This is a genomic window from Amycolatopsis eburnea (assembly GCF_003937945.1).
Classification (GTDB): Bacteria; Actinomycetota; Actinomycetes; order Mycobacteriales; family Pseudonocardiaceae; genus Amycolatopsis; species Amycolatopsis eburnea.
This window is the reverse complement of record NZ_RSEC01000048.1, coordinates 171788-197692: the sequence shown is the minus strand read 5'-3', so window position 1 is coordinate 197692 and position 25905 is coordinate 171788. Positions and strand designations below refer to the sequence as shown.

Annotated in this window: 22 protein-coding genes; 11 read left to right on the top strand and 11 right to left on the bottom strand. The window is 71.6% G+C overall.

From position 1 onward, the window contains the following. Positions 1-24: 24 nt before the first annotated feature. Genes EIY87_RS22380 through EIY87_RS22370 form a run of 3 tightly spaced genes read right to left on the bottom strand, consistent with a single transcriptional unit; the run spans position 25 to position 3100 of the window. Complete coding sequence (locus tag EIY87_RS22380; protein ID WP_125311331.1) at positions 25-1458, bottom strand: alpha/beta hydrolase; 1434 nt, start codon at positions 1456-1458, stop codon at positions 25-27. A gap of 26 nt (positions 1459-1484) precedes the next feature. Beyond that, positions 1485-2204 (bottom strand): ABC transporter permease, encoded by a 720-nt coding sequence (locus EIY87_RS22375; protein WP_125311329.1) that lies wholly within the window; start codon positions 2202-2204, stop codon positions 1485-1487. An 11-nt stretch (positions 2205-2215) separates the two neighbouring features. After that, positions 2216-3100, bottom strand: a complete 885-nt coding sequence (locus EIY87_RS22370) for an ABC transporter ATP-binding protein (RefSeq protein WP_125311327.1) — start codon at positions 3098-3100, stop codon at positions 2216-2218. 108 nt (positions 3101-3208) lie between these two features. Between EIY87_RS22370 and EIY87_RS22365 the strand changes: the two genes are divergently transcribed. From EIY87_RS22365 to EIY87_RS22355, 3 genes are read left to right on the top strand one after another with little or no spacing between them, the layout of a single operon-like run. Then, complete coding sequence (locus EIY87_RS22365; RefSeq protein ID WP_125311325.1) at positions 3209-4348, top strand: sensor histidine kinase; 1140 nt, start codon at positions 3209-3211, stop codon at positions 4346-4348. Then, complete coding sequence (locus EIY87_RS22360) at positions 4345-4947, top strand: response regulator transcription factor (protein ID WP_125311323.1); 603 nt, start codon at positions 4345-4347, stop codon at positions 4945-4947. The genes EIY87_RS22365 and EIY87_RS22360 overlap by 4 nt, the downstream gene beginning before the upstream one ends. Positions 4948-4988: 41 nt before the next feature. Beyond that, the gene (locus EIY87_RS22355) at positions 4989-5504 is read left to right on the top strand and encodes a TetR/AcrR family transcriptional regulator (protein ID WP_158641339.1); all 516 of its coding nucleotides are present in this window, start codon (positions 4989-4991) and stop codon (positions 5502-5504) included. 3 nt (positions 5505-5507) lie between these two features. Here EIY87_RS22355 and EIY87_RS22350 read toward each other — a convergent pair whose 3' ends face one another. Beyond that, positions 5508-5795 carry a hypothetical protein gene (locus EIY87_RS22350; protein ID WP_125311319.1) on the bottom strand — a complete coding sequence of 96 codons (288 nt, stop codon included), beginning with the start codon at positions 5793-5795 and terminating at the stop codon, positions 5508-5510. Positions 5796-5957: 162 nt separating this feature from the next. Here EIY87_RS22350 and EIY87_RS22345 point away from each other — a divergent pair, with 162 nt between their 5' ends. After that, a complete protein-coding gene (locus EIY87_RS22345; protein WP_125311317.1) occupies positions 5958-9650 on the top strand; it encodes a S8 family serine peptidase in 3693 nt (1230 codons plus the stop codon). Here the strand turns inward: EIY87_RS22345 and EIY87_RS22340 are convergent. Next, positions 9637-10671 carry a helix-turn-helix transcriptional regulator gene (locus tag EIY87_RS22340; protein WP_125311315.1) on the bottom strand — a complete coding sequence of 345 codons (1035 nt, stop codon included), beginning with the start codon at positions 10669-10671 and terminating at the stop codon, positions 9637-9639. The two genes, EIY87_RS22345 and EIY87_RS22340, sit on opposite strands and share 14 nt — an antisense overlap. A 125-nt stretch (positions 10672-10796) precedes the next feature. On the opposite strand from EIY87_RS22340, the gene EIY87_RS22335 reads away from it, so the two are divergent. After that, a complete protein-coding gene (locus EIY87_RS22335; RefSeq protein ID WP_125311313.1) occupies positions 10797-12248 on the top strand; it encodes an amidase in 1452 nt (483 codons plus the stop codon). Between the two features lie 348 nt (positions 12249-12596). Here EIY87_RS22335 and EIY87_RS22330 read toward each other — a convergent pair whose 3' ends face one another. The 5 genes from EIY87_RS22330 to EIY87_RS22310 all read right to left on the bottom strand — a co-directional run bounded on the left by EIY87_RS22330 (position 12597) and on the right by EIY87_RS22310 (position 16152). Then, the gene (locus EIY87_RS22330; protein WP_225439984.1) at positions 12597-13472 is read right to left on the bottom strand and encodes an alpha/beta fold hydrolase; all 876 of its coding nucleotides are present in this window, start codon (positions 13470-13472) and stop codon (positions 12597-12599) included. Beyond that, entirely contained in the window at positions 13469-14518 is a 1050-nt protein-coding gene (locus tag EIY87_RS22325; protein ID WP_125311310.1) for an alpha/beta hydrolase, read from the bottom strand. The genes EIY87_RS22330 and EIY87_RS22325 overlap by 4 nt, the downstream gene beginning before the upstream one ends. Continuing rightward, positions 14518-14868, bottom strand: coding sequence for a hypothetical protein (locus tag EIY87_RS22320; protein ID WP_125311307.1), 351 nt, complete (start codon positions 14866-14868; stop codon positions 14518-14520). The genes EIY87_RS22325 and EIY87_RS22320 overlap by 1 nt, the downstream gene beginning before the upstream one ends. 12 nt (positions 14869-14880) lie before the next feature. Beyond that, positions 14881-15381 (bottom strand): TetR/AcrR family transcriptional regulator, encoded by a 501-nt coding sequence (locus tag EIY87_RS22315; RefSeq protein WP_191984215.1) that lies wholly within the window; start codon positions 15379-15381, stop codon positions 14881-14883. 117 nt (positions 15382-15498) lie between these two features. Further along, positions 15499-16152, bottom strand: coding sequence for a TetR/AcrR family transcriptional regulator (locus tag EIY87_RS22310; RefSeq protein ID WP_125311301.1), 654 nt, complete (start codon positions 16150-16152; stop codon positions 15499-15501). A 111-nt stretch (positions 16153-16263) separates the two neighbouring features. On the opposite strand from EIY87_RS22310, the gene EIY87_RS22305 reads away from it, so the two are divergent. Both EIY87_RS22305 and EIY87_RS22300 read left to right on the top strand, forming a co-directional pair. After that, positions 16264-18936 (top strand): MMPL family transporter, encoded by a 2673-nt coding sequence (locus EIY87_RS22305; protein WP_125311298.1) that lies wholly within the window; start codon positions 16264-16266, stop codon positions 18934-18936. Further along, positions 18936-20894: a YhgE/Pip family protein gene (locus EIY87_RS22300; RefSeq protein WP_125311295.1), complete on the top strand. Its 1959-nt coding sequence runs from the start codon at positions 18936-18938 to the stop codon at positions 20892-20894. The genes EIY87_RS22305 and EIY87_RS22300 overlap by 1 nt, the downstream gene beginning before the upstream one ends. 159 nt (positions 20895-21053) lie before the next feature. Here EIY87_RS22300 and EIY87_RS22295 read toward each other — a convergent pair whose 3' ends face one another. Further along, positions 21054-21911, bottom strand: a complete 858-nt coding sequence (locus EIY87_RS22295; protein ID WP_125311293.1) for a manganese catalase family protein — start codon at positions 21909-21911, stop codon at positions 21054-21056. Between the two features lie 105 nt (positions 21912-22016). Here EIY87_RS22295 and EIY87_RS22290 point away from each other — a divergent pair, with 105 nt between their 5' ends. The 4 genes from EIY87_RS22290 to EIY87_RS48945 all read left to right on the top strand — a co-directional run bounded on the left by EIY87_RS22290 (position 22017) and on the right by EIY87_RS48945 (position 24819). After that, positions 22017-22880 (top strand): SDR family oxidoreductase, encoded by an 864-nt coding sequence (locus EIY87_RS22290; RefSeq protein ID WP_125311290.1) that lies wholly within the window; start codon positions 22017-22019, stop codon positions 22878-22880. Positions 22881-22951: 71 nt separating this feature from the next. Further along, entirely contained in the window at positions 22952-23413 is a 462-nt protein-coding gene (locus EIY87_RS22285; protein WP_125311288.1) for a DUF4383 domain-containing protein, read from the top strand. A 571-nt stretch (positions 23414-23984) separates the two neighbouring features. Further along, on the top strand, positions 23985-24446 hold the full coding sequence (locus EIY87_RS22280) for a hypothetical protein (protein ID WP_125311285.1): 462 nt from the start codon (positions 23985-23987) through the stop codon (positions 24444-24446). A 244-nt stretch (positions 24447-24690) separates the two neighbouring features. Further along, positions 24691-24819, top strand: coding sequence for a hypothetical protein (locus EIY87_RS48945; RefSeq protein WP_263855620.1), 129 nt, complete (start codon positions 24691-24693; stop codon positions 24817-24819). The last annotated feature ends 1086 nt before the right edge of the window (positions 24820-25905 follow it).

Sequence of the window (25905 nt, the reverse complement as noted above, 5' to 3'; positions counted from 1 at the left end):
ACGGGGTGGCACCGCCGCCCACGATCAGCTTCCCGCGGCGCAGAACGTGTCGGCCGGCCGCTTGCCGCTCACCAGGTAGCCGGTCACGAGGGTGTTCCCGCACTTGCTCGGCGTGAACAGGTAGGCCCCGTGCCCACCCTGGTCGATCGTGATCATCCGGGCGCGCTCGCCGAACGCCGCGCGCAGCTTGCGGGCGCCGGACAACGGCGTGCCCGGGTCACGCTGGTTCTGCACCATCAGCACGTTCGCCGGGCCGTGGTCGGTGATCCGCACCCGCGGCTCGGCGGGCGGTGCCCAGTACGCGCACGCCGCGATGTTCGCGCTCGCCGCGCCGAGCAGCGGGTACCGGACGCGGTCGACCGCGACGTCCAGCTGGTAGCTCGCGATCGAGCGCGGCCACGCCGAGTCGCCGCAGATCACCGCGAACCGGGACGCCAGCAGGTTTTCCACCCCCGTCACCGGTTCCGACGGCGGCTTCGGGGCCCGGCCCTGCTCGAGCCCCTGCCAGTCCTCGGCGAGCTTCGTGAGGTCCGTCGAGTACAGGCCTTCGAACGTCAGGCCGCGGAAGACCGAGCCCGTGATGCCGTCTACCGGCGTGCGGTCCAGCCGCGCGGCCAGCTCGTGGAACTTGGCCGTGACCTGCGAAGGCGTCGTGCCCAGCCCGTACTCCGGGTGCTTCGCCGCGAAGGCCGCGAAGTCGGGGAACCGGTCCTCCATGCCCCGCCCGAAGCCGCGCATCGCGTCGATGTCGTAGCCGCCCGGCCCGAGGCTGCTGTCCAGCACGACCCGGTCGCTGCGCCCGGGGAACAGCGTCGTGTACACCGCGCCGAGGTAGGTCCCGTAGGACGCGCCCAGGAACGACACCTTCGCTTCGCCGAGCGCCGTCCGGATGCGGTCCATGTCCCGCGCGGTGTTCGCCGTGGTGAGGTACGGCAGCAGCGACCCGGTCTTCGACCCGGCGCACTGCGCGGCTTCCCTCTTCGCGAGCGCGGCCTGCTTCACGACGTCGGCCGGGCCGTTCGCGTACGGCAGGTTGCCGACCGCGATCTGCTCCGGTGTCAGGTCGCACGTCACCGGCGTGCTGTGCGCGACCCCGCGCGGGTCGAACCCGATGATGTCGTAGGCGTCGAGCACTTCCTGGGGCAGCTTCACGTACTTCAGCAGCTGCGGGTAGTCCAGGCCACCGCCGCCGGGGCCGCCCGGGTTGGTCAGCAGCACGCCCCGCCGCTTCGCCGGGTTCTTGCTCGGCAGGCGCGACACGGCGACGTCGATCGTCCGCCCGTCCGGCTCCCGGTAGTCCAGCGGGACCTTCATCGTCGTGCACTGCAGGTCCGGCGTCGGGAACGCCCCGGCCGGGCACGCTCCCCAGTCCACAGTGGCCGGTGCGGCGGAGGCGGCGGGGACGGCGGTCGTCGCGCCGAGCACGGCGATCGCGGCCACCAGCAAGGCTTTGCGCATCGGAATTCCTTTCGTTCGCACCGCGCTCAGCGGCGCGGTTCCCAGCGGAAGAGGCGCGTCGCGAGCACGACCGCGACGAAGACCCAGGCGAGGGTCGGGGCGAAGAGGAGCAGGGAATCGGCGGCGGGCTTCCCGCCGTTCCACGCGTCGAGCACCAGCTCGGCCGCGGATCCGCCGGGCAGCAGGCGCTTGAGCAGCGTCAGTTCGCCGGTGCCGGTGAGCCCGACCCAGCCGGCCACCGCGATCACGCCGACGCTGACCGGCAGCGTGGTCACCTGCGCGTGTTCTGGCGAGTTCGTCAGCCCGGCCGTGGCCAGGCCCAGCGCGAGCATCATCACCACGCTGGCCACGACGGCGGCGGCCAGCAGCAGCGGGTTCGCCGGCCTCCCGGTGACCACGGCCAGCACCGCGAGCAGCACGGCGATCTGGACCACCGCGATCGCGGTGACCGGCAGCAGCAGCCCGCCGAGGATCCCGGCGTCGCCGGCCGCGGTCGAGCGCAGCCGCTTGAGGAACAGGTTCTGGCGGCGGGCGGCCAGCGTCGTCACCGTCGTGGTGTAGAGGCCGATGCCCAGCACGAAGAACAACGTCAGCGTGGCGATGTAGCCGAGGCTCCCCACCTCGGTGAAGACGTCGTGCCGGGCGATGAAGAACGCGCTGAGCGCCGCCGGCAGCACCAGGGCGGTGACCAGCACGAGCCGGTTCCGGAAGAGCTGGATCAGCTCGCCGCGAGCGATCGTCAACATGGCTCGTCCTCTCAGGAGTTTTCGATGGCGCGGAAGACGTCGTCGAGCCGCGTCGGCCCGGCCTGCAGGTCGAGCAGCTCCACGGCCTGGTCCTGCGCCCAGGCGAGCAGCGTGTGCAGGTCCTTCTGCAGGCCGAAGGTCTCGACGAGGAACTTGCCGTCCACACCCCGCGTGGCGAGCAGCGGCGGCGACGGCGCGTGCGGCGGGAGTCCGAAGTGGATGGTCGAGGGCAGCGTCCTGGTCAGCTCGGTGACAGTGCCTTCGCGGTGCAGGGTGCCCTGGTGCATGAGCCCGATGCGGTCGGCGCGCTGCTGGGCTTCCTCGAGGTAGTGCGTGGTGAGCACGACGGTGGAGCCGTCCTCGCGCAGCCGGTCGACGGCGTCCCAGAGCGCGTCCCGCGACTGGATGTCGAGGCCGGTGGTGGGTTCGTCGAGGAAGACCAGCTCGGGCGTGCCGTAGACGGCGGTGGCGAAGTCGAGCCGCCGCTTCTCCCCGCCCGAAAGCTGCCCGACCCTGGTGGCCGCCTTGCCGGTGAGGCCGGCCACGCCGAGCAGGCGCCCGGCGTCGTCGTGCCGCCCGGTGAGCCGCCCGACCAGCCCGACGGTCTCGCGCACGGTCAGATCCGCGGAAAACCCGCTCTCCTGGAGCATGATCCCCAGCCGCGGGCGGACGGCGGCGCGGTCGCGGGGGTCCTTCCCGAACACCCGCACGGCACCCGAGGTGGGCGCGCGGTGGCCTTCGACCGTCTCCAGGGTCGAGGTCTTGCCGGCGCCGTTCGTGCCGAGCAGGGCGTACAGCTCCCCGCGATCCACTTGGAACGAAAGGTCTTTCACGGCGGGGAAGCCGCCGTAGGTGAGGGTGAGGCGATCGACGTCGATGACCGGTGTCGTGGACATGCCACGGATTCCAGCGTGGATCGGAGCGGCCCGGCAGTGCGGCGGCGTCACCCGGATCCATGACGTGGTGTCACTGGTGCGGCCCGCTCAGCCGGATACGCTCGGCTGGTGGAGGTGCCGACGATCGCGCGCAGGACGTCCTGGACCGGCGGGAAGGTCCAGGAACGGCTGCGCCGGCTGAACCTGATCACGACCGTCCCGCCGCTGGCGATCGTCGGGGTGCTGTTGCTGCTGCTGACCGCCCGGACCTGGTGGCACGTCGTGCTCCAGGTCGTCGGGCTGGTCGCGGCGCTCGCGACCGCCGAACGCTGGACCGCGGGCGACTACCTGCGCGTCGCGCGGCCGAGCCTGGCCGTCACCGCGGTGGTGTCGCTGGCCGGGTCGCTGACCGACGACACCGCCGCGTTCTTCAGCCTGTCCGTCGTCGGGTCGTACCTCATCCCGCCGCTGCCCCGCCACCGGCTCGCCGCGCTGGCCGGGCTGACGGTCCTGATCGCCGGGCTGGGCGCGGCGAACGTCCTCGTGCACGGCGACCGGATCGGCTGGCGGCTGTTCCAGTTCGCCGCCGTGCCCGCGGCCGCCATGCTGGTCTCGACCGCGTTCATGTTCGTCAGCCAGCGCTTCTTCGACCTGATCGCGGAACTCGAACAGTCCCGCGAGCGCGAAGCGGACCTCGCCGTCACGCGGGAGCGGGTGCGCTTCGCGTCCGACCTGCACGACATCCAGGGCCACACCCTGCACGTAGTGAAGCTGAAGGTGGCGCTGGCCGAGAAGCTGCTGGACCGCGAACCGGACCGGGCGCGCGAGGAACTGCGCGAGGTGCACGAGCTGGTCGGCGACACCATCGTCCAGACCAGGGAACTCGCCCACGCCCAGCGGCGGCTGAACCTGTCCGCCGAGCTGGAGAACGCGAAGAACCTCTTCGAGGCCGCGGGGATCCACGTCCGCGTCGAGCGCGAGTCCGAAGTGGACGCCGCCGCGGGCGAGCTGCTCGGCCAGGTCCTGCGCGAGACGACGACCAACATCCTGCGGCACGCCGAAGCCCGCCAGGTGGGGATCACGCTCACCCGGCGCGGGATCGCGATCGTCAACGACGGCGCCCCGGACACCGGCCCGCTCGAACTGGGCGGGCTCGCGGTGCTCCGGCAGCGCCTGGCCGAGCACGGCGCCGAGCTGGAAGTCTCGCAGTCCGACGGCCGCTTCCGCACCGCGGCGGCCTTCCCCGCGCCGAAGGAGACCCGACGATGACCACGGTGGTGCTCGCCGACGACGAAGCCCTCCTGCGCAAGGCACTGGCCGCGTTGCTCCCGCTGGAAGGCGAGATCACGGTGCTGGCCGAGGCCGACGACGGCGAGTCGGCGATCGCGGCCACCCTCGAACACCGGCCGGACGTGCTGGTCATCGACCTCGAGATGCCCCGGGTGGACGGGCTGGGCGCGGTCGAGAAGATCCGCCGGGCCCGGCCGGAGCAGGTGATCCTGATGCTGACCCGCCACGCCCGCCCCGGCGTGCTGCGCAAGGCGCTGAAGCTCGGCGTCCAGGGGTTCGTCAGCAAGGCGGCGGAACCGGCCCACATCACCTCGGTGATCAGGACCCTGCACGCGGGCAAGCGCTGGATCGACCCGGACGTCTCGGCGCTGGCCGTCGTCGACGACTGCCCGCTGACCGACCGCGAGCTGGACGTCCTGCGCGCGACCCGCGAGGGTTTTTCGGTGGCCGACATCGCCGGGCAGCTGCACCTCGCGGAGGGCACGGTCCGCAACTACCTGTCCAACGCGATGCAGAAGACCCAGACCCGCACCCGCCACGAAGCGGCCCGGTACGCCCGTGAGCACGACTGGCTGTAGCCGGTTGGCCGCTTGACACGGGACGGTGTCATGCTGTTTCGGTGATCGACCCCGAGTGGCGGGAGCGGCTCGTGCACGCCGCCGTCCGCCTGGCGCAGCACGGCGGCCTCGCGAGCATCACCGCGGAGACGGTGACGGCGGAAGCGGGCCTCCCACCGGGCGCGGCGGCCGAGCACTTCGACTCGGTCCCGGCCCTGCTGCTGGAGGTCGGCGCCCGCGTCCTGCGGCTGCGGACGGACACCCTGCGCGAGTGGCTCGACGGAACCGGGCCGGAGAACGTGGTGGCCCGGCTGGCGGAGCTGATCCACCACCAGCTGACCGAGCAGCGGGCGACGAGCGTGGTCGCCTACGAGCTGTACGCGCTGGGCACCCGCCACGAGGAGTTCCGCCAGGCCAGCCGCGTGGCCAACGCCCGCCTGCGCGAACGCCTGGCGGAGATCCTGCCCCCGGCCGAGGCCGCCCGCCTGGCCGCCGCCGCCGACGGCTTCCAGCTCCAGTGCCTGTTCGAGGTGGAGACGCCGACGGTGGAGCAGATCCAGTGGGTCCTGCGGGGCTGACGCTCAGCTAAGCGCTGCCACCGCGACGACGACGGCGGGTGCGGCGCCGAGCACGACGCAGGGCAGCCCGGCGAGCCACCTCGTCCGGCGAGCCGACCAGACGGCGGCCCCACCGGCGACGACCATCCACGCGACGGCGCCGGCGAGCCAGGCGAACGCCGGGCCGGAGCCGGTCCAGTCGCGACTGTTGCCGGCCAGCCCGGCGATCAGCAGGAGCGCGCCTCCGGCGGCGGTGCCGAGGGCGATCAGGGCGAAGCCCAGGGTCATGACCACGATGTTCGCCGCGCGCACGTCCGGCAGCCTAGCGGTGGGCCCGGCCCCGGCCAGCTCCCCGGACGAAGGCTTGGCGGCCGCCCGGGGGCTGACGCAGCCGGGTGACGAAGATGCGACGTGTCGTGTTTCGGACGCGCCCGCCCTAGTGACGGATCACGGCGTCGGCGCGAGCCTGGTGCGATGCACTGGAGATCACGTGTTCTGGTCCTGGCCTGCGCCGGCGCGCTGGCCGCGGGTACCGCCGCAGCCGCGGACGCGGCGCCCGGCCCGCACGCGGCGCCGGCGCCCGCGGGTGCCGGGCGGCATTCGGTCACCCTGCTCACCGGGGACGTCGTCCAGGTCGAGCGGCAGCCCGGCGGCAAGCAGGCCGCCACCGTCCAGCCCGCGCCGGGCCGGGAGAAGATCCGGTTCCACCAGCAGGAGGTCGACGGCCACCTCAGCGTCTTCCCCGAGGACGTCACCCCGCGGCTGGCCTCGAAGCAGGTCGACCGGACCCTCTTCGACGTCACCGAGCTGATCGCCGAGGGCTACGCCGACGAGCAGTCGGCGGCCCTGCCGCTGATCCTGACCTACCGCAAGGGCACCGACCTGCGGAAAGCCACCGCGAAAGCCGACCTCGGCGTGACGCTGACCAGCGTCAACGGCCGTTCGGCGCGGGCGAGCAAGGCGACCGCCGCCGCGTTCTGGGCCTCCTCGGGAGACATCGAGCGGATCTCCCTGGACCGCAAGGTCCGCGCGTCGCTCGACCGCAGCGTCCCGCAGATCGGCGCGCCCGAGGCGTGGGCCGCGGGCTACGACGGCACCGGCACCACGGTCGCGGTGCTCGACACCGGCTACGACCCCACCCACCCCGACCTCGCCGGGCGCGTGCGCGAGGCGGTCAACTTCACGACCAGTCCCGACACCACCGACCACTTCGGCCACGGCACGCACGTCGCCTCGACGATCGCGGGGTCGGGCGCCGCTTCGGGCGGCAAGCTCAAGGGCGCCGCGCCGGGCGCGGAACTGCTCATCGGCAAGGTTCTCGACGACGACGGCTTCGGCTACGAGTCCTGGGTCCTCGCCGGGATGGAGTGGGCGGCGCACTCCGGCGCCAAGGCGGTCAACATGAGCCTCGGCGGCGGGGCGACCGACGGCACCGACGCGCTCAGCCTCGGTCTCGACGCGCTCAGCGCGCAGACCGGCACGCTCTTCGTGGTGGCCGCCGGCAACGACGGCGAGCAGGGCGCCTACACGGTCGGCTCGCCGGGCACCGCGGCCGCCGCGCTGACCGTCGGCGCCGTCGGCCGCGACGAGAGCCTGGCGTCGTTCTCCAGCCGCGGCCCGCGCCTGGGCGACAACGCCGTCAAGCCCGACATCACCGCGCCCGGCGTCGGCATCGTCGCCGCACGCGCCGCCGGGACCGCGATGGGCGACGTCGTCGACGACCACTACACCGCCGCCTCCGGTACGTCGATGGCCACGCCGCACGTCGCCGGCGCGGTCGCGATCCTCGCCCAGCAGCACCCCGGCTGGAAGAGCAGTCAGCTCAAGGACGCGCTGGCCAGCACGTCACTGACCGCGCCCGGGCTCTCGGTGTTCGAGCAGGGCGGCGGCCGCGTCGACGTGGCCCGCGCGGTGAAGCAGCGGGTGTTCGCCACCGGCACGCTCGACCTCGGCGCGGTCGAGGACGGCAAGGCGGCGGTGTCCAAAGAGGTCACCTACACCAACGTCGGCACCACGCCGGTCTCGCTGAAGCTCGCGCTCGAGGCCAAGTCCCTCGCCGGCGTCCCCGCCGCCGACGGGATCCGGCTCGACAAGTCCACTGTGGACGTCCCGGCCGGCGGCACCGCGAAGGTCGTGCTCACCGGCGACCCGGCGAAGCTGGCCGCGGGCACCTACAGCGGGCGGCTCACCGCGACTGACGGCAGTGTCGTGGTGCACACCGCCGTCGGCGCGGACAAGACCGCGCCGAAGCACAAGGTCACCATCTCCGCGCTCGACCTGCGGGGCAAGCCGGCCGTCGCGCCGTGGCTGCTGATGTACGGCGAGGACTACCGCTACGACGTGAACACCTGGCTGGGCGGCGACAGCCTGACGCTGGAACTCGGCGCGGGCGTGTACTACCTGACCGCGGAGGTCGACGGCGGCGGCGACGGCCTCACCGTCCAGCAGGTCGTGCTGCCGGAGATCCGGGTCACCGGCGACACGAACCTCGTGCTGGACGCCCGCAAGGCGGTGAAGGTGGAGATCGAGACCCCCAAGCCGTCGGAACAGGCGGGGATCTGGAGCTACTACACCTACCGGGAACTCGGCCCGCGCCGCATCGCGAACTACGCCATGCAGTTCGACTACACCCGCGAGCTCCGGGTCACCCCGACGCCGAAGGTGACCACCGGCGCCTTCGAATTCGGCTCACGCTGGTCGAGGATCGCGCCGCCGCTGACGGCGACCGTCCTGGGCGACCGCGACTCGCTCACGACCCGCTACCTCGCCGGATCGCCCAAGCTGGACGGCTGGCGGCTGCTGCCGGCCGTCTCCGCGGGGCAGGGCAAGCCGGCGGACTTCCAGCGGGTGAACGTGCGCGGGAAGATCGCGGTCGTCGACCCGGACCCGGCGGACTACAACCGCGACGACGTCTCCCGCGCCGCCGCGGCCGCCGGCGCGGCGATGGTCTTCATCGTCGTGCCGGACGGCTGGAGCACCGCCTCGGTGCCGTCGATCAGCGCGGCGCCGTTCCTGCCGGTCCCGACCGTCCAGCTCGACCGGGACGAGGGCGTGGCGCTGCTCGCGCGGCTCAAGTGGCTCCCGGCGTTGCTGAGCCTGCGGGGGATCCCGGTCAGCCCGTACCTCTACGACGTGGTCCAGACCGAGCACGACCGGATCCCGGAGCGGATCGTCCACCGGGTCACCGCGGCGAACACCGCGACCGTCACCACCCACTACCGGCAGGCGGGCAGCGGCGGCGAGGCCAAGGAACAGCGGTTCGCCTGGAAGCCGTGGCAGGACTTCGCCGTCAACGAGTACCAGCGGCTCGTGGCGACGCCGTCGACCCGGGAGGAGTACGTCAGCTCCGGGGACGTCCAGTGGCAGCACCGGGTCAAGCACGGCCTGGTCTGGGACGAGATGTCCCCGCTGCAGGGCGGCATGACCACGGCACCGCGCACCTACCAGGACGGGGAGAAGCTCACCGAGGACTGGTTCGCGCCGGTCGTCCGGCCCGCCATCCCGCGCGGCGTACCGGGCCTGGACTCGGCCCGGGAGGGTGACAACCTCCGGATCCGGATCCCGGAGTTCGTCGACAGCCAGGCCGGGCACTACGGGTTCAACGAGGGCGACGACCAGGCCGGACCGGCCGTGACGTCGGCGAAGCTGTACCGCGACGGCGAACTCGTGTCGGAACAGCCCTACGCGTTCGGCACCTTCCCCGCGGGCGCGGACCCGGCGACCTACCGGCTCGACCTGTCGGTGCGGCGCGATTCGCCGGAGTGGCTGTTCGGCACCGGCACGCGGACGTCGTGGACGTTCCGCTCGGCGCGGTCGGCCTCGACGGCGCTGCTCCCGCTGCTGCAGCTGGATTACGCGGTCGACGCCGACTCCGGCAACCGGCTCCCGGCCGGTCGCAAGGCCCGGATCGGCCTGACCGCGCGGTTCCAGGACGGGATGGCCGCGCCGGACGTGCGGTCGATGAAGGCCTGGGTGTCCTACGACGACGGGAAGACCTGGCGCGTGGCCGACGTCAAGCGGACCGGGAAGTCCTACGAGGCCACCGTCGACCACCCGCCGCTCGGTGCCACGAACTCCTACGTCGCGTTGCGGGTTCAGGCCACCGACAGCGCGGGGAACAGCGTCGACCAGACGGTGCTCCGGGCGTACGGGCTCAGCGCGAAATAGCGTCGCCCACGGGCTCCGGGTGCCTTCCGCCGGTTCGCGGCAGGAGGCGCCCGGGGCTCGGCTCGTCCAGCCAGCCGAGCTTGCTGGCCTGCCAGGCCAGCTGCATCCGGGTGCGGACGTTGACCCGGCGCATCAGGTCCTGCAGCCGCCGCTGGACGGTCCGGTAGCTGACGTCGAGCTGCGTCGCGATCGACTTGTCGCTTACCCCGCTGATCAGCAGGGACAGCAGCCGCCGCTCGTCGGGGTCGAGGTGGCTCGACGGCGCGGTGTCGCCGATCCGCAGCGGCGACGCGCGTTCCCAGTAGACCTCGAACAACGCGACCAGCGCGGACAGCAGGCTGCTTTCCCGCACGAGCGCGGCGGTGGGCTCGCCGTCGCTGTCGTGGCTGACCAGCGGGCACAGCGCCACCTTGCGATCGGAGATGGCCAGGCGCACCGGCAGCTTCGAGATCGAGCGGGCGATCTCGCCACCCTCGATCCCCTCCAGGACGTTGGCGATCCGGCCGGGTTCTTCGAGCAGTCCGGTCTCGTAGATCACGCGGTACTGCACGCCGCGGGCCTGCGCCAGCGCCTCCTCGACGTTCTCCGACGCCGCCATCGCGACGTTGCCCTCCAGGCAGAACCACAGCGACTCTTCGCGGGCACCGCGCTGGATGCTGAGCGCCTGCCGCCGGATCGCGTCCACCCCGGTGATGACCTCGACGAGCTGCGCGGAGTCCCGCCGCCGCACGCTGCCGCGGTACTCCTCGGCCAGCTGTGACACGGCGGCGCGGGCGGCCTCCAGCTTCTCCTGGCCGTGCACCAGCAGCGGGCCGAGCGAGACGTCCGGTGGCGCGGACACGTAGTGCTCGCCCGCCTTGCTGACGAGCCCCTTCGCCAGCAGGACCGCCAGGATGGCGTCCACCTCGCCGCGGCGCACCCCCGCCTTGCCCGCGATCTCGCCAGGGGCGCTCCGGTAGCCGCCGACGACCACGCGGTAGACCCGTTCTTCGTCGGGAGTCATGCCCAGCGCTTCCAGCACAAGGCACAACGTACAACGCGGACACAGCCGTTCAGCGGACAGGAATTGAGACATCCGTCCCGGTGCGCGGCGTTGTGTGAAACGAAATTTCGTGCCCCCACCAGCGGGTCGTTAGCTTCGGATCCATGGAATCGAGCTTTCGGACGGCCGGAGAACTCTTGGCCGCGTTGCGCGCCGGTGAAGTGACGTCGGTGGAGCTGACCGACGAGGCGATCGCCCGCATCGAGCGCGACGACGGGGTGATCAACGCGATCTGCGTGCCGGACTTCGAGCGGGCACGGGCCGCCGCCCAGCGCGCTGACGAGGCCCGCGCCCGCGGGGAAGACCGGCCGCTGCTGGGCGTCCCGGTGACGGTCAAGGAGTCGTACAACGTCGCCGGGCTGCCCACGACCTGGGGCATGCCGCCGCACCGGGACTTCGTGCCCGCCGAGGACGCGGTGCAGGTGTCGCGGGTCAAGGCGGCGGGCGCGGTGGTGCTCGGCAAGACCAACGTGCCGCTGGGGCTGCAGGACATCCAGAGCTTCAACGACCTCTACGGCACGACCACCAACCCGTGGGACCCCGGACGCACCTCGGGTGGCTCCTCCGGCGGTTCGGCGGCGGCACTGGCGGCCGGCTTCGGCGCGCTGTCCCTCGGCTCCGACATCGCCGGCTCGCTGCGCACCCCGGCGCACTTCTGCGGCGTCTACGCGCACAAGCCGACCCTCGGGCTGGCGGCCGTCCGCGGGATGGTCCCCCCGGCCGAGCCGGCGCTGCCGGTCGACCTCGACCTCGCCGTCGTCGGCCCGATGGCCCGCAGCGCCCGCGACCTCACGCTCCTGCTCGACGTCATGGCCGGACCGGACCCGCTGACCCACGGCGTGGCGCACCGGATCGCCCTGCCACCCGCCCGCCACGAGCGGATCGGCGACCACCGCGTCCTGGTCCTCGACGACCACCCGCTCATCCCGACCAGCGCCGCGGTCCGGGCGGGCGTGCACCGGGTGGCGGCCGCGCTCGAGGACGGCGGCGCCCGGGTGGAGCACCACAGCGCGCTGCTGCCCGACCTGTCCGAGGCGGCGACGCTGTACATGCAGCTGCTGATCTCGGGCTCGATCAGGCGGTTCCCGATCGAATCCCTGGAGCGCCTCGAGGCCCGCGCCACCGGCCTGGACGCCGTGCGGCTGCGCGCGATGGCGTTCAGCCACAGCGACTGGCTGGAGGCGAACCACCGCCGCGACCTCCACCGCCAGGCTTGGCGGCAGCTGTTCACGGAGTTCGACGCGGTGCTGTGCCCGATCACGCCGACCCCGGCGTTCCCGCACGACCACCACCCCAACCCGATGGAACGCCGCATCACCGTCGACGGCGCGGAGTACCCGTACTTCGACCAGCTCGTGTGGGCAGGCCTGGCCACGATGCCCGGCCTGCCCGCGACCGCGATCCCGGCGGGCCTTTCCCCGGAGGGCCTGCCGGTGGGGGTGCAGTTGGTCGGCCCGATGTTCGAGGACCGCACCCCGTTGTGGCTGGCGGAGTTGCTGGAGGAGAGGATCGGTGGTTTCCAGGCGCCGAAGCGGGCTGTTGGCGCTGGGGGATAGGCGCCTCGGCTTGCTCGGCACCGCGAGCCAGGCGGACGTCTCCGGCTCGTTGGCCCGATGTTCGAGGACCGGACTCCGTTGTGGCTGGCGGAGTTGCTGGAGCAGCGGATCGGCGGTTTCCAGGCGCCGAAGCGGGCTGTTGGCGCTGGGGGATAGGCGCCTCGGCTTGCTCGGCACCGCGAGCCAGGCGGACGTCTCCGGCTCGTCGGCCCGATGTTCGAGGACCGGACTCCGTTGTGGCTGGCGGAGTTGCTGGAGGAGCGGATCGGGGGTTTCCAGGCGCCGAAGCAGGCCGTCGGCACGGGGGATAGGCGCCCCGGCCTGCTCGGGCACCGCGAGCCCGGCCGGCTACAACGCGAGCATCGCCGCCGCGACCTCGTCTGCGGCCGCGTCCGGGATGGCGGTGGCGGCTTCGTCGAGCACGAGCAGCCGCGCGCCAGGGATCTCCCGGGCGAGGGCTTCGCCGTTGCCGAGCGGGAAGAACGGGTCGCGGCGGCCGTGCACCACGAGCGTCGGCAGCGCGAGCCCGGGCAGCCGCTCGCGCCAGCGCGGCCGGCAGTCGAGCCGGGAGAACACCGTGCCCACCTGGTTGGCCAGCTGGACCGCGGGCTCGGTGCCCGGCGTGCGGTCGAAGACGCGCCCGGCCCGCACACGGGCGGCGGCGGGGTCGTCGCCGAGGATCGCCGCCGCGGCGGCGGCGCGGTCCGCCACGGCGGTGCGGTCGGACCAGTCCGGCGACGGCAGCGCGAAGAGCCGTCGCATCGCCGCCGCGTCGTGGTCGGGCAGGTCGGGGTCGACCGGGCCCGGCGCGACCGGCCGCGTCCCGGTGAGGGTGAGCGCGGCGAACGCGCCGGGGTGGTCCAGCGCGGCGACCTGGGCGACCATGCCGCCGACGCCGATGCCCGCCAGGTGCGCCGGCCGGTCGTCGAGCCCCCGCGCGAGGGCGACGGCGTCGGCGGCGAGGTCGCGCAGCGTGTACCCCGGCGTCTCGGGGTCGACGGTCGTCGACGCGCCGGAATCCCGCAGGTCGTAGCGCACGACGTGGCGTCCGCCCCCGGCGAGCGCCACGCACAGCGCGTCGGGCCAGGACAGCATGGTCGGGCCACCCGCGAGCAGCACCAAGGGCGCCGCCGGGTCGCCGAAGTGCTCCACTCCCAGGGTGACGCCGCCGGGCGTGCGGAACGTCGAGTGCATCGTGAACCTCCGGATCAGCCGAGTCGTCATTTACCCGACGAACGGGAGGGCCGTGGCACGACACCCGCGAACCGGTGAAGTGCGTCGAGCGCGGCCGGGGCGAGGGCGTCCGGGTGATCGGCGTCGTGCAGCAGGTGGTCCACGCCGGGCAGCGGCACCCGGCCCGGTCCGCTCGCGTGCGCGCGGCGCAGGGCCGCGGCCAAGGCATCCGTTGTGGCGCACGGGACTTGGCTGTCGTTCGTCCCGCAGGTCAGCAGCACCCTCGTCCCCGGGCGCAGGGCCGCGGCGGCGTCCGGCGGGTAGACGGCGTCGTCGCTCGCCACGAACCGGTTGCTCGGCCCTTGGAACGCGGCGAAGAGCTGGGCGAGGGCGGGCGGCAGGTCGCTGGTGTCGACCGGCCGGTGTTCGCGCAGGGCGGTGACGGCGGCGTCGATCGCCGCGTCGATCGCGTGCTGCTGCTCCGGGGTGAACTGGCCCTGCCGGGCCGCCTCGGCGGTCTGGGCGTGCAGTTGCAGCGCGACCAGGTCCAGGAAGCGGATCGCCTGTGGCTGCAGCAGGGCCAGCCCGGCCGGCCGCGGCTGGACAGTGCCGCCGAGCAGCAACGCGGTCATCGCGCCCTCGCTGTGCCCGACGACCAGCAGCGCGTGCCGGTCGGTCTCCGGCTGGTCGCGCAACGACTCGTAGGCGGCCTTCGCCTGGCGGACGAACGCGGGGAAGTCCAGGGTTTCCGGGTGGTCGCGGTAGGCGCCGAGGCCGGTGCGGCCGGTGCCGTACTTGTCGAAGCGCAGCGTGGCGACCCGGTCGTCGCCGAGCGCGCCGGCCACCTGCGCCAGCGTGCCGGGAGACGTGTGGGGTGGCTGGTTGCCGTCGCGGTCGGTGGGGCCGCTGCCGGGCAGCAGCAACGCGGCGCGCAGCCGTTGCCCGGCGCGGTGCGCGGGGACGTGCAGGGTGCCGTACGTCGCCGTCCCGTCGACGGTGAAGACGATTTCGCGGTCGGCGGCGGGCACGAAGCCGGGCGACGGCCCGGCGGTCACGGCGGCCAGGGACACCGCGGCCGCGGCGAAGTGGGAGAGCATCAGCGCAGCGCGCTCTCGACCAGCGCGACCGTCGCGCGCGGATCGTCGACCTGGAGGACCAGCCGGGCGTAGCGCTCGTCGCCGAGTTCGATCACGACGGCCTTCGACGGGTCCTTGACGTCCCAGAAGACCTTTTCGCCGTCGAGGTGGAACGTGCCCGCCGTGATCACCCCGGGCAGGTGGGCGCCCGGCGCGCGGATCCCCTTGGGGTCGGCGGCGATGCCGGGGTCCGCGGTCGCGCCGCGGACGTTGGCCAGCGGGATGGTCAGGCTGCTCTTGAACGCCCAGAGCTTGTCGAGACCTTCGATCACGACCACGAGGTCGTCGCCCTCGATGTGGACCAGTGCCATGTTTTTTCCTTGTCAGTCAGGAGAATCGAAGCGCCGGGTCAGCGCGGTGCCGACCCCGTCGGGATTTCCGCGCAGGACGATGCCCAGCGCGGCGGCCGTGAGCGCGGCGGCGAGTTCGGGGGAGATGCCGAGCGCGTCGGCGATCGCCTGGTCGAGGGTGGCCAGCGCCGCGCTCACCTCGGCGGCCACCTCCTCGTCGGCCGGCGCCCGTTCGACCGCCGCGAGCAGCAGCAGCCCGAGGTCGGCCGAGGTGACGAGCCGCAGCGCCGTCGCGGCATCCGGCGCCGCGGCGAGGGCTTCGGCCAGCGGGCGGACGTCGTCGCCGAGGTGCCGCCGCAAGGCGGCCAGGTAGAGCCCGCGTTTGCTGCCGAACGTCTTGTACAGGCTGTTGCGGTGCACGCCGAGGTGGGTCACGAGGTCGTCGACGGAAACCCCGTCGTACGCGCGCCCCCCGAACAACCCCACGGCGGCACGCACCACCTCGTCCTCGTCGAACGCCCGTCGCCTGCCCATGCCAAGACGATAGTGTTTTGAGGAACGATCAGTCAAGAACGATCGTTCCTCAAATTGCGCGCGTCTCCGGCCACGTGGTCTGCCCGGCATCGCGGAGGCCTTGTCGGGCCCGGCGAGCTACGGCGCGATCAACGCCGTGAACAGCCGGGGCAGTACGTCGGTCACGTACCGGCTGTCGGCCCGGTCCGGAAGCCCGTCGAGGATCGCGCGTTCGAGCATGGTCTCGTAGAGGGCCACGATCGTGACGACCGCGCTGCGCGGATCGACCGTCAGCCGCAGGTCCAGCCGGGCGAGCAGCTGCTGCAGGATCGCGGCGAGCGCGTCGTGGAACCGGGCCTCGGCGGACGCGGTCGGCTCGCGCAGCTCCGGCTGCCGCATGGCCTGGGCGCGGAACTCGGCGTTGAGCAGGTACCACGTCTCGTCGGCCGCGACGGACTCCATGAACAGCAGGCCGGCCTCCTGCAGCACCTCGGCGACGGACCCGGGCGCGGCCCGGTCGACCGCCGCTTCGACGGCGGCGCGCAGCCGTTCGGCGCGCTCCTGCATCTCGACCTCGTAGATCGCCAGGAACAGCTCTTCCTTGCTGGCGAAGTTCGAGTAGAAGGCGCCGCGGGTGAAGCCGGCCCGTTCGCAGATCACCTCGACCGGGGCGTCGCGGATGCCCAGCTCGGTGAACACTTCGTAGGCCGCCGCCATGACGCGCCGCCGGGTCTCCGCGCGTCGCCGGGTCATGCCCTTCGGGACGCCGAGACCCGCGCCGGTGGTCGCCATGTCGTTCACCTTACTTTCCCCGTCTCACCCCGTGGAGTGACGGGATGCACTGTGCATCGGATACATCCTGCATTACGATACACGGCGTATCCAACCTGGTCAGGAGGCCTCGTGTCGTCGTTCCTCTACCGCCTGGGCCGCGCCGCCGCCCGTGCCCGGGTGCTCGTGCTGGCGCTGTGGGTGGTGGTGCTGGCGGCGGCGGGCGGGACGGCGCTGCTGGTCAACCACGGCACCGACGACGCGTTCGCCATCCCCGGCTCCGAGTCGCAGGACGCGCTGGACCACCTCGGCCGGGTCTTCCCGGAGGTCAGCGGCACGTCGGCCCAGCTGGTCCTCGTGGTCCCGGACGGCGCGAAGGCCGACACCCCGCCGAACCGCGCCGCGGTGGCGCGGGCGGTGACGCGGATCGGGAAGCTGGACCAGGTCGCCACCGTGGTGAACCCGTTCGACGAGAACGTCAACGGCGCGGTGTCGGACGACGGCCGGGCCGCCTTGATCGCCGTACCGTTGAAGGTGCAGCTCGCCCAGGTCGGCCCGGCCACGAAGACCCAGCTCTCCGCGATCGCCGACGACCTCGGGGCGCAGACCGGCGCGAAGGTCTACACCGGCGGCGACGCCTTCTCCAACCGGGTGCCCAAGCTCAGCCCGACCGAAGGCATCGGCCTGGTCATCGCGCTGCTCGTGCTGGTGCTGATGTTCCGGTCCCTGATCGCCTCGGTCATGCCGCTCGTCACGGCGGTCCTCGGGGTCGGCGTCGCCATCGGGCTGATCTTCCTGGCCACCGTCGTCACGCCCATCTCCTCCACCGCGCCGATGCTGGCGGTGATGATCGGGCTCGCGGTCGGCATCGACTACGCCCTGTTCCTGCTGTCCCGGCACCGCGACCAGCTGGCCGAGGGACTCGACGTCGAAGAGTCGATCGCCCGGGCCACCGCCACCGCCGGGTCGGCGGTCATCTTCGCCGGCCTCACCGTCGTCATCGCCCTGCTCGGGCTGGCGGTGGCGGGGATCCCGTTCCTGACCACCATGGGTGTCGCCGCCGCGGTCGCCGTGGCGCTGGCGGTCGCGATCGCCGTCACGCTCGTCCCCGCACTGATGTCCTTCGCGGGCAAGCGGTTGCGGCCGCGCACCCCGAAACCGAAGCGGCGCCGCCGGAAGCCGCGGATCGCGCGCTGGTGGGTGCGCACGGCGACGAAGGCACCGCTGGTCACCGTGCTGGTCGTGGTCGCCGGGCTGGCGGTGTGCGCGATTCCGGCCACGAGCCTGCGGCTGGCGTTGCCGGACAACGGAACCGAGGAGCACGGCAGTCCCGCCCGCGACACCTACGAGGTCGTCAGCGAGCACTTCGGGCCCGGCTACAACGGCCCGCTGATCGTCACCGCCGACATCATCACCAGCACCGACCCGATCGGCCTGGTGAACAAGATCGCCGGCGAGATCCGGCGCGTCCCCGGCGTCGCCTCGGTGCCCCTGGCCACCCCGAACCCCAAGGGGGACACCGGAATCATCCAGGTCGTCCCGGCGACCGCGCCGGACTCCGCGCAGACCGACGATCTGGTCGCGCGCCTGCGCGGGCTCGAACCGCACTTCCGCGACGCCTACGGCACGCAGACCGCGGTCACCGGCATCACCGCCGTCGGCATCGACGTCTCCGCCCAGCTCGGCAGCGCCCTGCTCCCGTTCGGGATCCTGGTCGTCGGGCTCTCGCTGATCCTGCTGGCCATGGTGTTCCGCTCGATCTGGGTGCCGATCAAGGCGACGGCGGGGTACCTGCTCTCAGTCGCGGCGGCCTTCGGCGCGACGTCGTTCGTGTTCGTGCAAGGCCACCTCGCGGACGCGCTCAACGTGACGCACACCGGCAGCGTGATCAGCTTCCTGCCGATCATCCTGATGGGTGTCCTCTTCGGACTCGCCATGGACTACGAGGTCTTCCTCGTGTCGCGCATCCGCGAGGACTACGTCCACCACGGCGACCCGCACCACGCGATCGAAACGGGGTTCATCTCCGCCTCGCGCGTGGTGGTCGCCGCCGCGGTGATCATGTTCGCGGTCTTCGCCGCGTTCGTCCCCGAAGGCAGCGCCACCATCAAGCCCATCGCGTTCAGCCTCGCGGTCGGGGTCTTCGTCGACGCCTTCATCGTGCGCATGACCCTGGTGCCCGCGGTCCTGGCACTGCTCGGCCGCCGCGCCTGGGGTCTCCCGCCGAAGCTGGACCGGGTGCTGCCGGTGTTCGACGCCGAGGGCGACGCGCTCGTGCACGAACTGCGGCTCGCGGACTGGCCGGGCACCGACGAGGCGATCAGTGCCCGCGACCTGCGCCTCGAGGACGACCGCGGGCACCCGGTCTACCGCGACACCGAGCTGCGCGTGCCCCGCGGCGGCGTGCTGGTGCTGCACGGCACGGGGGCCTGTGGCAAGACAGCGCTGGCGTACACGCTCGCCGGCCGGGTCACCAAGTTCACCGGCGACCTGAAGGTGCTCGGCCGGGTGCTGCCCCAGCACACCCACGCGCTGCGCCGCGAGGTCGCCGTCATCCCGTGCCGCGACACGCCGGACCCGGCCCGGCAGATCGCCCTCGACCGCGACGCCGGGCTCGTCGTGGTCGACGACGTCGACCTCGTGCTGCGCGCGGACGTCCGCGACCACGTCCGCGGGCTCATCGCCGAGCGGGGCGCCACGACGTTCGTGCTGACCTGCCAGGACCCCGAGCGCGTCCGGGACCTGCTGCCCGCGGCCGCGCACCTGCACGCCCTCACCGCCGTCCAGCCCGCCGAGGTCTCCTGATGCTCAAGCCGTTCGCCCACTCCGCCCGTGCCCTCGCCTCCGGGCCGCTGACCTGGCGCACCTGGGCCGGCCTGATCGCCGTGCCGGTCATCATCATGGGTCTGCTCACCTGGGCGTTCTGGACACCCGACGCGAACCACGGCACCGCGAAGGCCGCCGTGGTCAACAGCGACGAACCCGTCCAGGTCAACGGCCAGACCATCCCGCTCGGCCGTCAGCTGGCGGGATACCTGACCCACAGCGAAGATTCCGCCTACGACTGGGTGCTCACCGACGCCGACGACGCCGCGGCCGGCCTCGCCGACGGCAGCTACGCGGCCACGGTGACCATCCCGAAGGACTTCTCCGCTCGCGCCACCTCGGCCGCCACCGGCAAACCGCTCGAGGCGCGCCAGGCGCAGCTGCGGGTGCAGACGTCCGATGCCGCCGGCGTCAGCGATCCGGGCCTCGCCGACCACATCGCCCAAGCCACGCAACGGACGCTGAACCAGCAGGTCGTGCAGACCTATTTGGACAACGTCTACATCGGGTTCACGACCCTCCACCAGAAAGTCGGCCAGGCCGCGGACGGCGCGGCGCAGCTCGCCGACGGAACGCGTCAGCTGGACGACGCCGCCGGGCAGCTGCGCACCGGCGCCGACCAGCTCGCCGCCGGAACCGCCCAGCTCGCCACCGGCTCCGGCAAGCTGGCGTCCGGGCTCACCCAGGCCGAGCGCGACACCGCGCGGCTGCCCGCGCTGACCCGGCAGCTGGCCGACGGCGCCGACCAGGTCGCCGACGGCAACGAACAGCTCGCGGGAGTCGTCGTCCCGCTCGCCAACCGGATCATCGCCGCGCTCGACGCCGTCCCCTCGGCGAGCAGCGCGGCGAAGCAGTTCCGGCAGCTGGCCGACGAATGCACCGGCTCGCCGGCGTTCTGCGGCCGGCTGAGCGAGACCGCGGACCGGTTCACCACCGACGCGGGCAAGATCGACGGCGTCAAGGCCGCCGTGAGGGCCAACGCCGTCAAGGCCCGCGACGCCGTCCAAGCGCTGGCGACCGGGGCCCGCAAGGTCGCCGACGGCAACGCCCAGCTCGCCACGAAGTCCAAGGAACTGGCCGCAGGCATCGCGTCGGCCGCCGACGGCGCGCGGCAGCTCGACACCGGCGTCCGGCAAGCCAACACCGGCGCACAGAAGCTCGCCTCCGGAGCCGGACAGCTCAAGGACGGGACCAAGAAGACCGCCGACGGCGCCCAGGAACTCGCCACGCAGCTCGACCAGGGCCGTGACCAGGTGCCCAGCTACACCGACGCCGAACGCGCGCACCTCAAGACCGTCGCCGCGGACCCCAGTACGGCCACGACGGACGGCACGCCGATCGGCACCCTGGCCCTCACGCTGTTCGCCGCGCTCGCGCTCTGGGCGCTGGCACTGGCCACCTACATCGTCACCCGGGCGGTGCCGGACGGCGTCCTGACCGCGCGCGAGCCGACCTGGCGGATCATCCTGCGCGCCGCCATCCCCGGCGCGACCGCGGCCGCACTGGCCGCGCTCGCCATCACCGCGATCGCCGTCCCGGTCCTGAAACTGGGCTTCGCCGGAACCATCGGCTTCCTGCTGATCGCGCTGCTGGCCGCGTCGGCGTTCGTCGCCCTCAACCAGGCCGCCACGGCGCTCTTCGGCCGCGCGGGCCGGATCGCGTCCCTCGCGGTACTGGTCCTCGCGGGCGCGACCGGCGTCGTCTCGACGCTCCCCGGACCGCTGTACGCCCTCGCGGACTACCTCCCGACCCACGGCGCCGTCCTGGCGCTGCGCGCCGCGGCCACCGACGGCACCGGCCTGACGACCGGGGTCGCCCAGCTGGCCGCGTGGCTGGTGGTCGGCACCCTCGTCTCGATCCTGATCACCGACCGCCGCCGCTACCTGTCCGCCAAGAGCATCCGGCTGCGCCACGCGCACCCGCTCGCCACCGTCTGACCCGCACGCCGGGCGTCCACTTCGGCGACGACACCCGAGGCACGCCGCTGGGCTCCCCGTACGGTCTCGGCTGCGCCGCCACCGCGCTCATCCCGCCGCCGGTGCGCTTCCGGCGGGTGACCACCGCACGGGGGTGATCACCCGCCGGTTCTCAGCGAGTCACTTCTTCTTGGCTTTGACCTTGCCCTTGAGCGTGCCCTTGGCGTCCTGCAGCGGGGCGTAGGTGCCGTAGAGCGCCGGGTCGGGCTTGGGCGCGGTGCCCGGGCCGCCGAGTGCCTCGGGCTCCATCAGGTACTCGATCCCCGCGTCGGTCGTCCAGCTGCTGCCCTTGGCGCCGTCGGGGCCGTCGGACAGGTGCCAGATCGTGTGGTTGTGGGTCTGGTCCTCCTCGTCGAGCAGGGCATTGGGCGCGATTTCCTCCTCCAGCCCGTCGGCTTTCAGTTCTTCGATCGCGGCCAGCCACTGCTTCTGGTGCACGGTGTCACGCGCGAGGTTGAACTGCAGCATGGCTTTGACGCCGGGGTCGTCGGTCATGTTGTAGAGCCGCGCGGTCTGCAGCCGGCCTTGGGCTTCGGCGGCGACGTTGGCCCGGAAGTCGGCCAGCAGGTTGCCGGAAGCGACGATGTACTTGCCGTTCCACGGCGTCCCGTTGCTGTCGGCGGGCAGCGCGCCGCCACCGGCGACGATGGCCTGCTGGACGTCCATCCCGCCGATCATCGCGGCCATGACGGGGTCCTTGACCGCTTCGGCGGTGACCGTCGCCGGGGCGCCTTCCAGCAGGCGCGCGACCATGGTGGCGAGCATTTCGACGTGCCCGATCTCCTCGGTCGCGGTGTCCATGATCAGGTCCTTGTACTTGCCTTCGATGCGGCAGTTCCAGCCCTGGAACAGGTACTGCATCGTGACGGTCATTTCGCCGAAGGCACCGCCGATCAGCTCCTGGAGCTTGTGGGCGTAGACGGGGTCGGGCTTCTCGGGCTTGGCTTCGAACTGCAGCAGCTTGGTGTGACGGAACAAGATGTCCTCCGTGGTCGCGTCCGGTGGTCAGGGCTGCATTCCCGGTTAGCGGACGGTTAACCGCGCGGTGTGAAAGGGAGCCGTACGGGTACCCGGCGACGGATCATGTCCCCGCGTGAGGAGCCAGCCGTGTCTCAGCCCGCCCAGCAGCAGCGCCCGCCCGGAACCACCGCGGAGATGACCCCGCGGCCCGACCACGGCGAACACACCTACCGCGGCTCCGGCAAGCTGACCGGCAAAGCCGCCCTCATCACCGGCGCCGACAGCGGAATCGGCCGCGCGGTGGCGATCGCCTACGCCCGCGAGGGCGCGGACGTCCTGATCTCGTACCTGAACGAACACGACGACGCCGAGGAGACGCGCCGCTGGGTCGAGGAAGCCGGCCGCAAGGCGGTCGTCGTACCCGGCGACATCGCCGACCCGGCGCACTGCCGCACCCTGGTCGCGCGCGCGGTCGAGGAGTTCGGCCGGCTCGACGTCCTGGTGAACAACGCCGCTTTCCAGATGACGCACGAGACCCTCGAGGAAATCCCGGACGAGGAGTGGGACCACACGATCGCGACCAACCTCAGCGCGTTCTTCCACCTCGCCAAGGCCGCCGTGCCGCACCTCGAGCCGGGTGCGTCGATCATCGGCAGCTCGTCGGTGAACTCCGACAACCCCACCCCGCAGCTGATGCCCTACGACGTGACGAAGGCGGGCGTGGCGAACATGTGCGCGGCGCTGGCGCAGTTGCTGGGCCCGAAGGGAATCCGCGTCAACAGCGTGGCGCCGGGGCCGATCTGGACACCGCTGATCCCGTCGACGATGCCCGAGGAGCAGGTGAAGTCGTTCGGGCAGCAGGTCCCGCTGGGCCGCGCGGGCCAACCGGCGGAGCTGGCCCCGGTGTACGTCCTCCTGGCCTCCGACGACGGCAGCTACGTCTCCGGCGCGCGCGTCGCGGTGACCGGCGGGAAGCCGATCCTCTGACGCCCACTCGATGTGTGTTCGCCGGAAAGGGGGGAAGCCCAGGCCCAACCCGTTCTCCCGAAGGGAAAGTCATGTCAGCAACCACCCCCACCCGCACGCGAACCCCGGTGCAGCTCGCCGCCGTGGTCGTCGCGGCCGTGTTCCTGCTGGTCGGCGTGCTCGGCTTCGTCCCGGGCATCACCACGGACTACGACCAGCTGAGCTTCGCCGGCCACGACTCGACGGCCATGCTGCTCGGCGTGTTCATGGTCTCGGTCCTGCACAACATCGTGCACCTCCTGTTCGCGGCGGCCGGCCTCGCCGCGTCACGCACCGCCCGCGGCGCGCGGACGTTCCTCATCGCGGGCGGCGTCGTCTACCTCGTCCTGTGGCTGTACGGCCTGCTCATCGACCACGGCAGCGACGCCAACTTCGTCCCCGTCAACACGGCGGACAACTGGCTGCACCTCGGCCTGGGCATCGGCATGATCGCCCTCGGCCTCCTCACCGCCCGCGCCAACACGCGCGCGGCCCGAGGGCCTGGCCTCGGCTGACCACCACGCTCCGCGTGGTCACCAGGGACGCCGGCGGTCGCTCCAAGGTCCGCCGGCGTCCCGAGCGCGTCAGGCCTGACGGTACGGGCTCCAGGCAACGCCGGGCCCAGAGCGAAAAAACCGCCTCCCCCGGACCCGAAGATCCTGGTGAGGCGGTGTTTCGAGAGTGGAGCTTCTGCGCCGCTATTCCAACTGCCCCGACCTGCTAAAACCCCTGGTCAGCGTCTTGCGGCGCATCGACAACAGCGACGTGGCGGGGTTCAGGCGGCCAGCCCGGCCGCGCTCCCCTGAGGGCGGGCGGAAACCGACTGACGAGGAGGAAGTGAGGCTTGTTGCCGACGCACCGAAAATGACGAGACAGGAGCTGGCTAGGCGCTACGGCGTGAGCCTGAGCTCCCACTAGGGCTAGTGCCCCGACCTGGTGACGGGTCGGGGCTTTGCTGTTGGTAACGGTTCGGGGCTCTGTGCAGTAAGCCCGTAACAGACCACTGTAAGCAGGCGACTCCGGGATACCTGACGGATAGGGATTAGCCACGACAGGTCAACTGACAGGTGTGATTGCGAGGATTCCGTGACAGATACCGAGACGGAAGCCGAGCAAGTTGACCGTGCTCGCCGGGTGGCGGCTCGTGTAAGGCTGGCAACGTGGTTCTTCTTTGGTGTGTGCTTTGCGCTTCTGCCGTTCGGTCTGTTGATGACCGACCTCCGCTCGTCGCCTGCGCCTTTCCGCGAGTTCTTGGAGCGCGGCGAACTGTTTGCGATTAGCGCCATTCTGGGGGCGGGAGCTATCGGAGAATCGCTTGCGGGGGCAAAAGATTATCTAGTGAAAGTTAAATCAGCGCTGGGTTACGTCTTCAGAGGGTTTTGTGCTCTGACTGCTTTTGCTCTCAATACTGCCTTGTATGTGCGCATTGCTGATCTGCCCAAGCTCGAAGTTGGACTGCATGCCGATACAATTGTGGCGGACTCGTGGGCTTTGTTCGGTGTCACTCTTGTAACTAGTAGTATTCTAGTTTGGGGAGCGTCAAGATGAATGCTCTCGATGCTCCAGCTTGGCTGGCTATAAGTGCTGCGGTTGCGGCGACCCTGTCACTGATCTTCCGGAAAGACGGCCCGCTCTTTAGGCTTATTTCCATGTGGGAAGAGCGGCGGGAGCGAGGCCGGGAAGAGCGCGAGAAAAAAGACCGGCGAGGCGAGCCGCGCTAGCGCTAATGTCAGCCTTGTGTCCAACTCGTTTCAAACAGCGCGACGTACCCGCGCTGGGTGGCTGACGGGCCGTGTTCAATCGCATCGTGATGCTGCTGGGCGCGGTCGGCGGCGGCATGAATAAGAGCTTCGTCGCTCGCGTCGGCCTCGATGATGACGGCTGGTTCGCCGTAGGGTTCAAGTCCCCGCTTGCGGTGTAGCCGGGGAGGTCGTCTCCGGCCACGAGTTGGCTGAGACGGTCCGGGACGTGGTTGAGGCTGACGCAGCCACCCGGACGTACTACCGCCGGAGCGAGGCTCTGAGCGGTGTGTACGACCCCTAAACGCCGACAACCCCGCCAAGGGTGACGGGGTTGCATGCGCAGAACCAACCGGGGCGAACCTGCTCTCCGTGACCCTTGCGGGCCACGGTACGAGTAAGACCGCCATGGTGGAGCTAAGGGGACTCGAACCCCTGACCCCCTCACTGCCAGTGAGGGTCGATCATGGCCCTGACCTGCAGCGATAGAGAATCGCCTGATGAAATGATGCGCTTGATCGCCGTTGCTAGCAACTGTGTGTCGTTCAGTGCAGTTGTAACAGGGGGTTTGCCCCAGCTGTGCCCCAGTGAAATTGGTGAGAGGACCGCCAGTGTTCGTTGCGAACAAACGTGCGGTCGGCACGGGCCCCGGGGTTGGAGCCAGTCGATCAGTATCAAGTCGAGCGGTGCCGTGCAGTAGGAACCTCACTGACTAGCTACGAGTCGCGCGGCCGGTTCCCCGCCGTTGGGCTGCCGAGCGCCGCTTGCCGAGGGCGCACGCTCTGCGGCATGAGCGGATGTTCGGCAACGCCCGCGAGAGGGCGGAGCGCCGCCGCGGTGTGCCGCGCGTCGCGGGCCGGAGGCTGCGAGCGGTATGCGACGTTTAGGTCCCGACCCGGCTGCGGGGCTGGCGTTGGGTGTAGATCACTGATCGGGCTGGGGGTACGAACGGTGTCGTTGGAGGATTGCCTACCCACCAAGATTTCCCCGCCAAGCTGCGTATCGGCCGCCCCGCAGGCCTGGAGCAACGGCACATGGCGGTAGTCGCCACGCAATCGATACGTGAGGTTGCCGCTTATACCCAGGCCCAGGCCATGATCAGCAGACCGCTGGCCGGGCCGATGACGTCGTCGACCCGGCACGACAGCGCGGAAATGCCTGATCAGGAGCAAAACCCGATTATTTAGGACTGCTAGATTTTTTTTGAAGCCGCGCGTGGCCAGGGCGGCGAAGACGGCGGCCACGAGTGTGCTGCCAAGCTGGAAGAG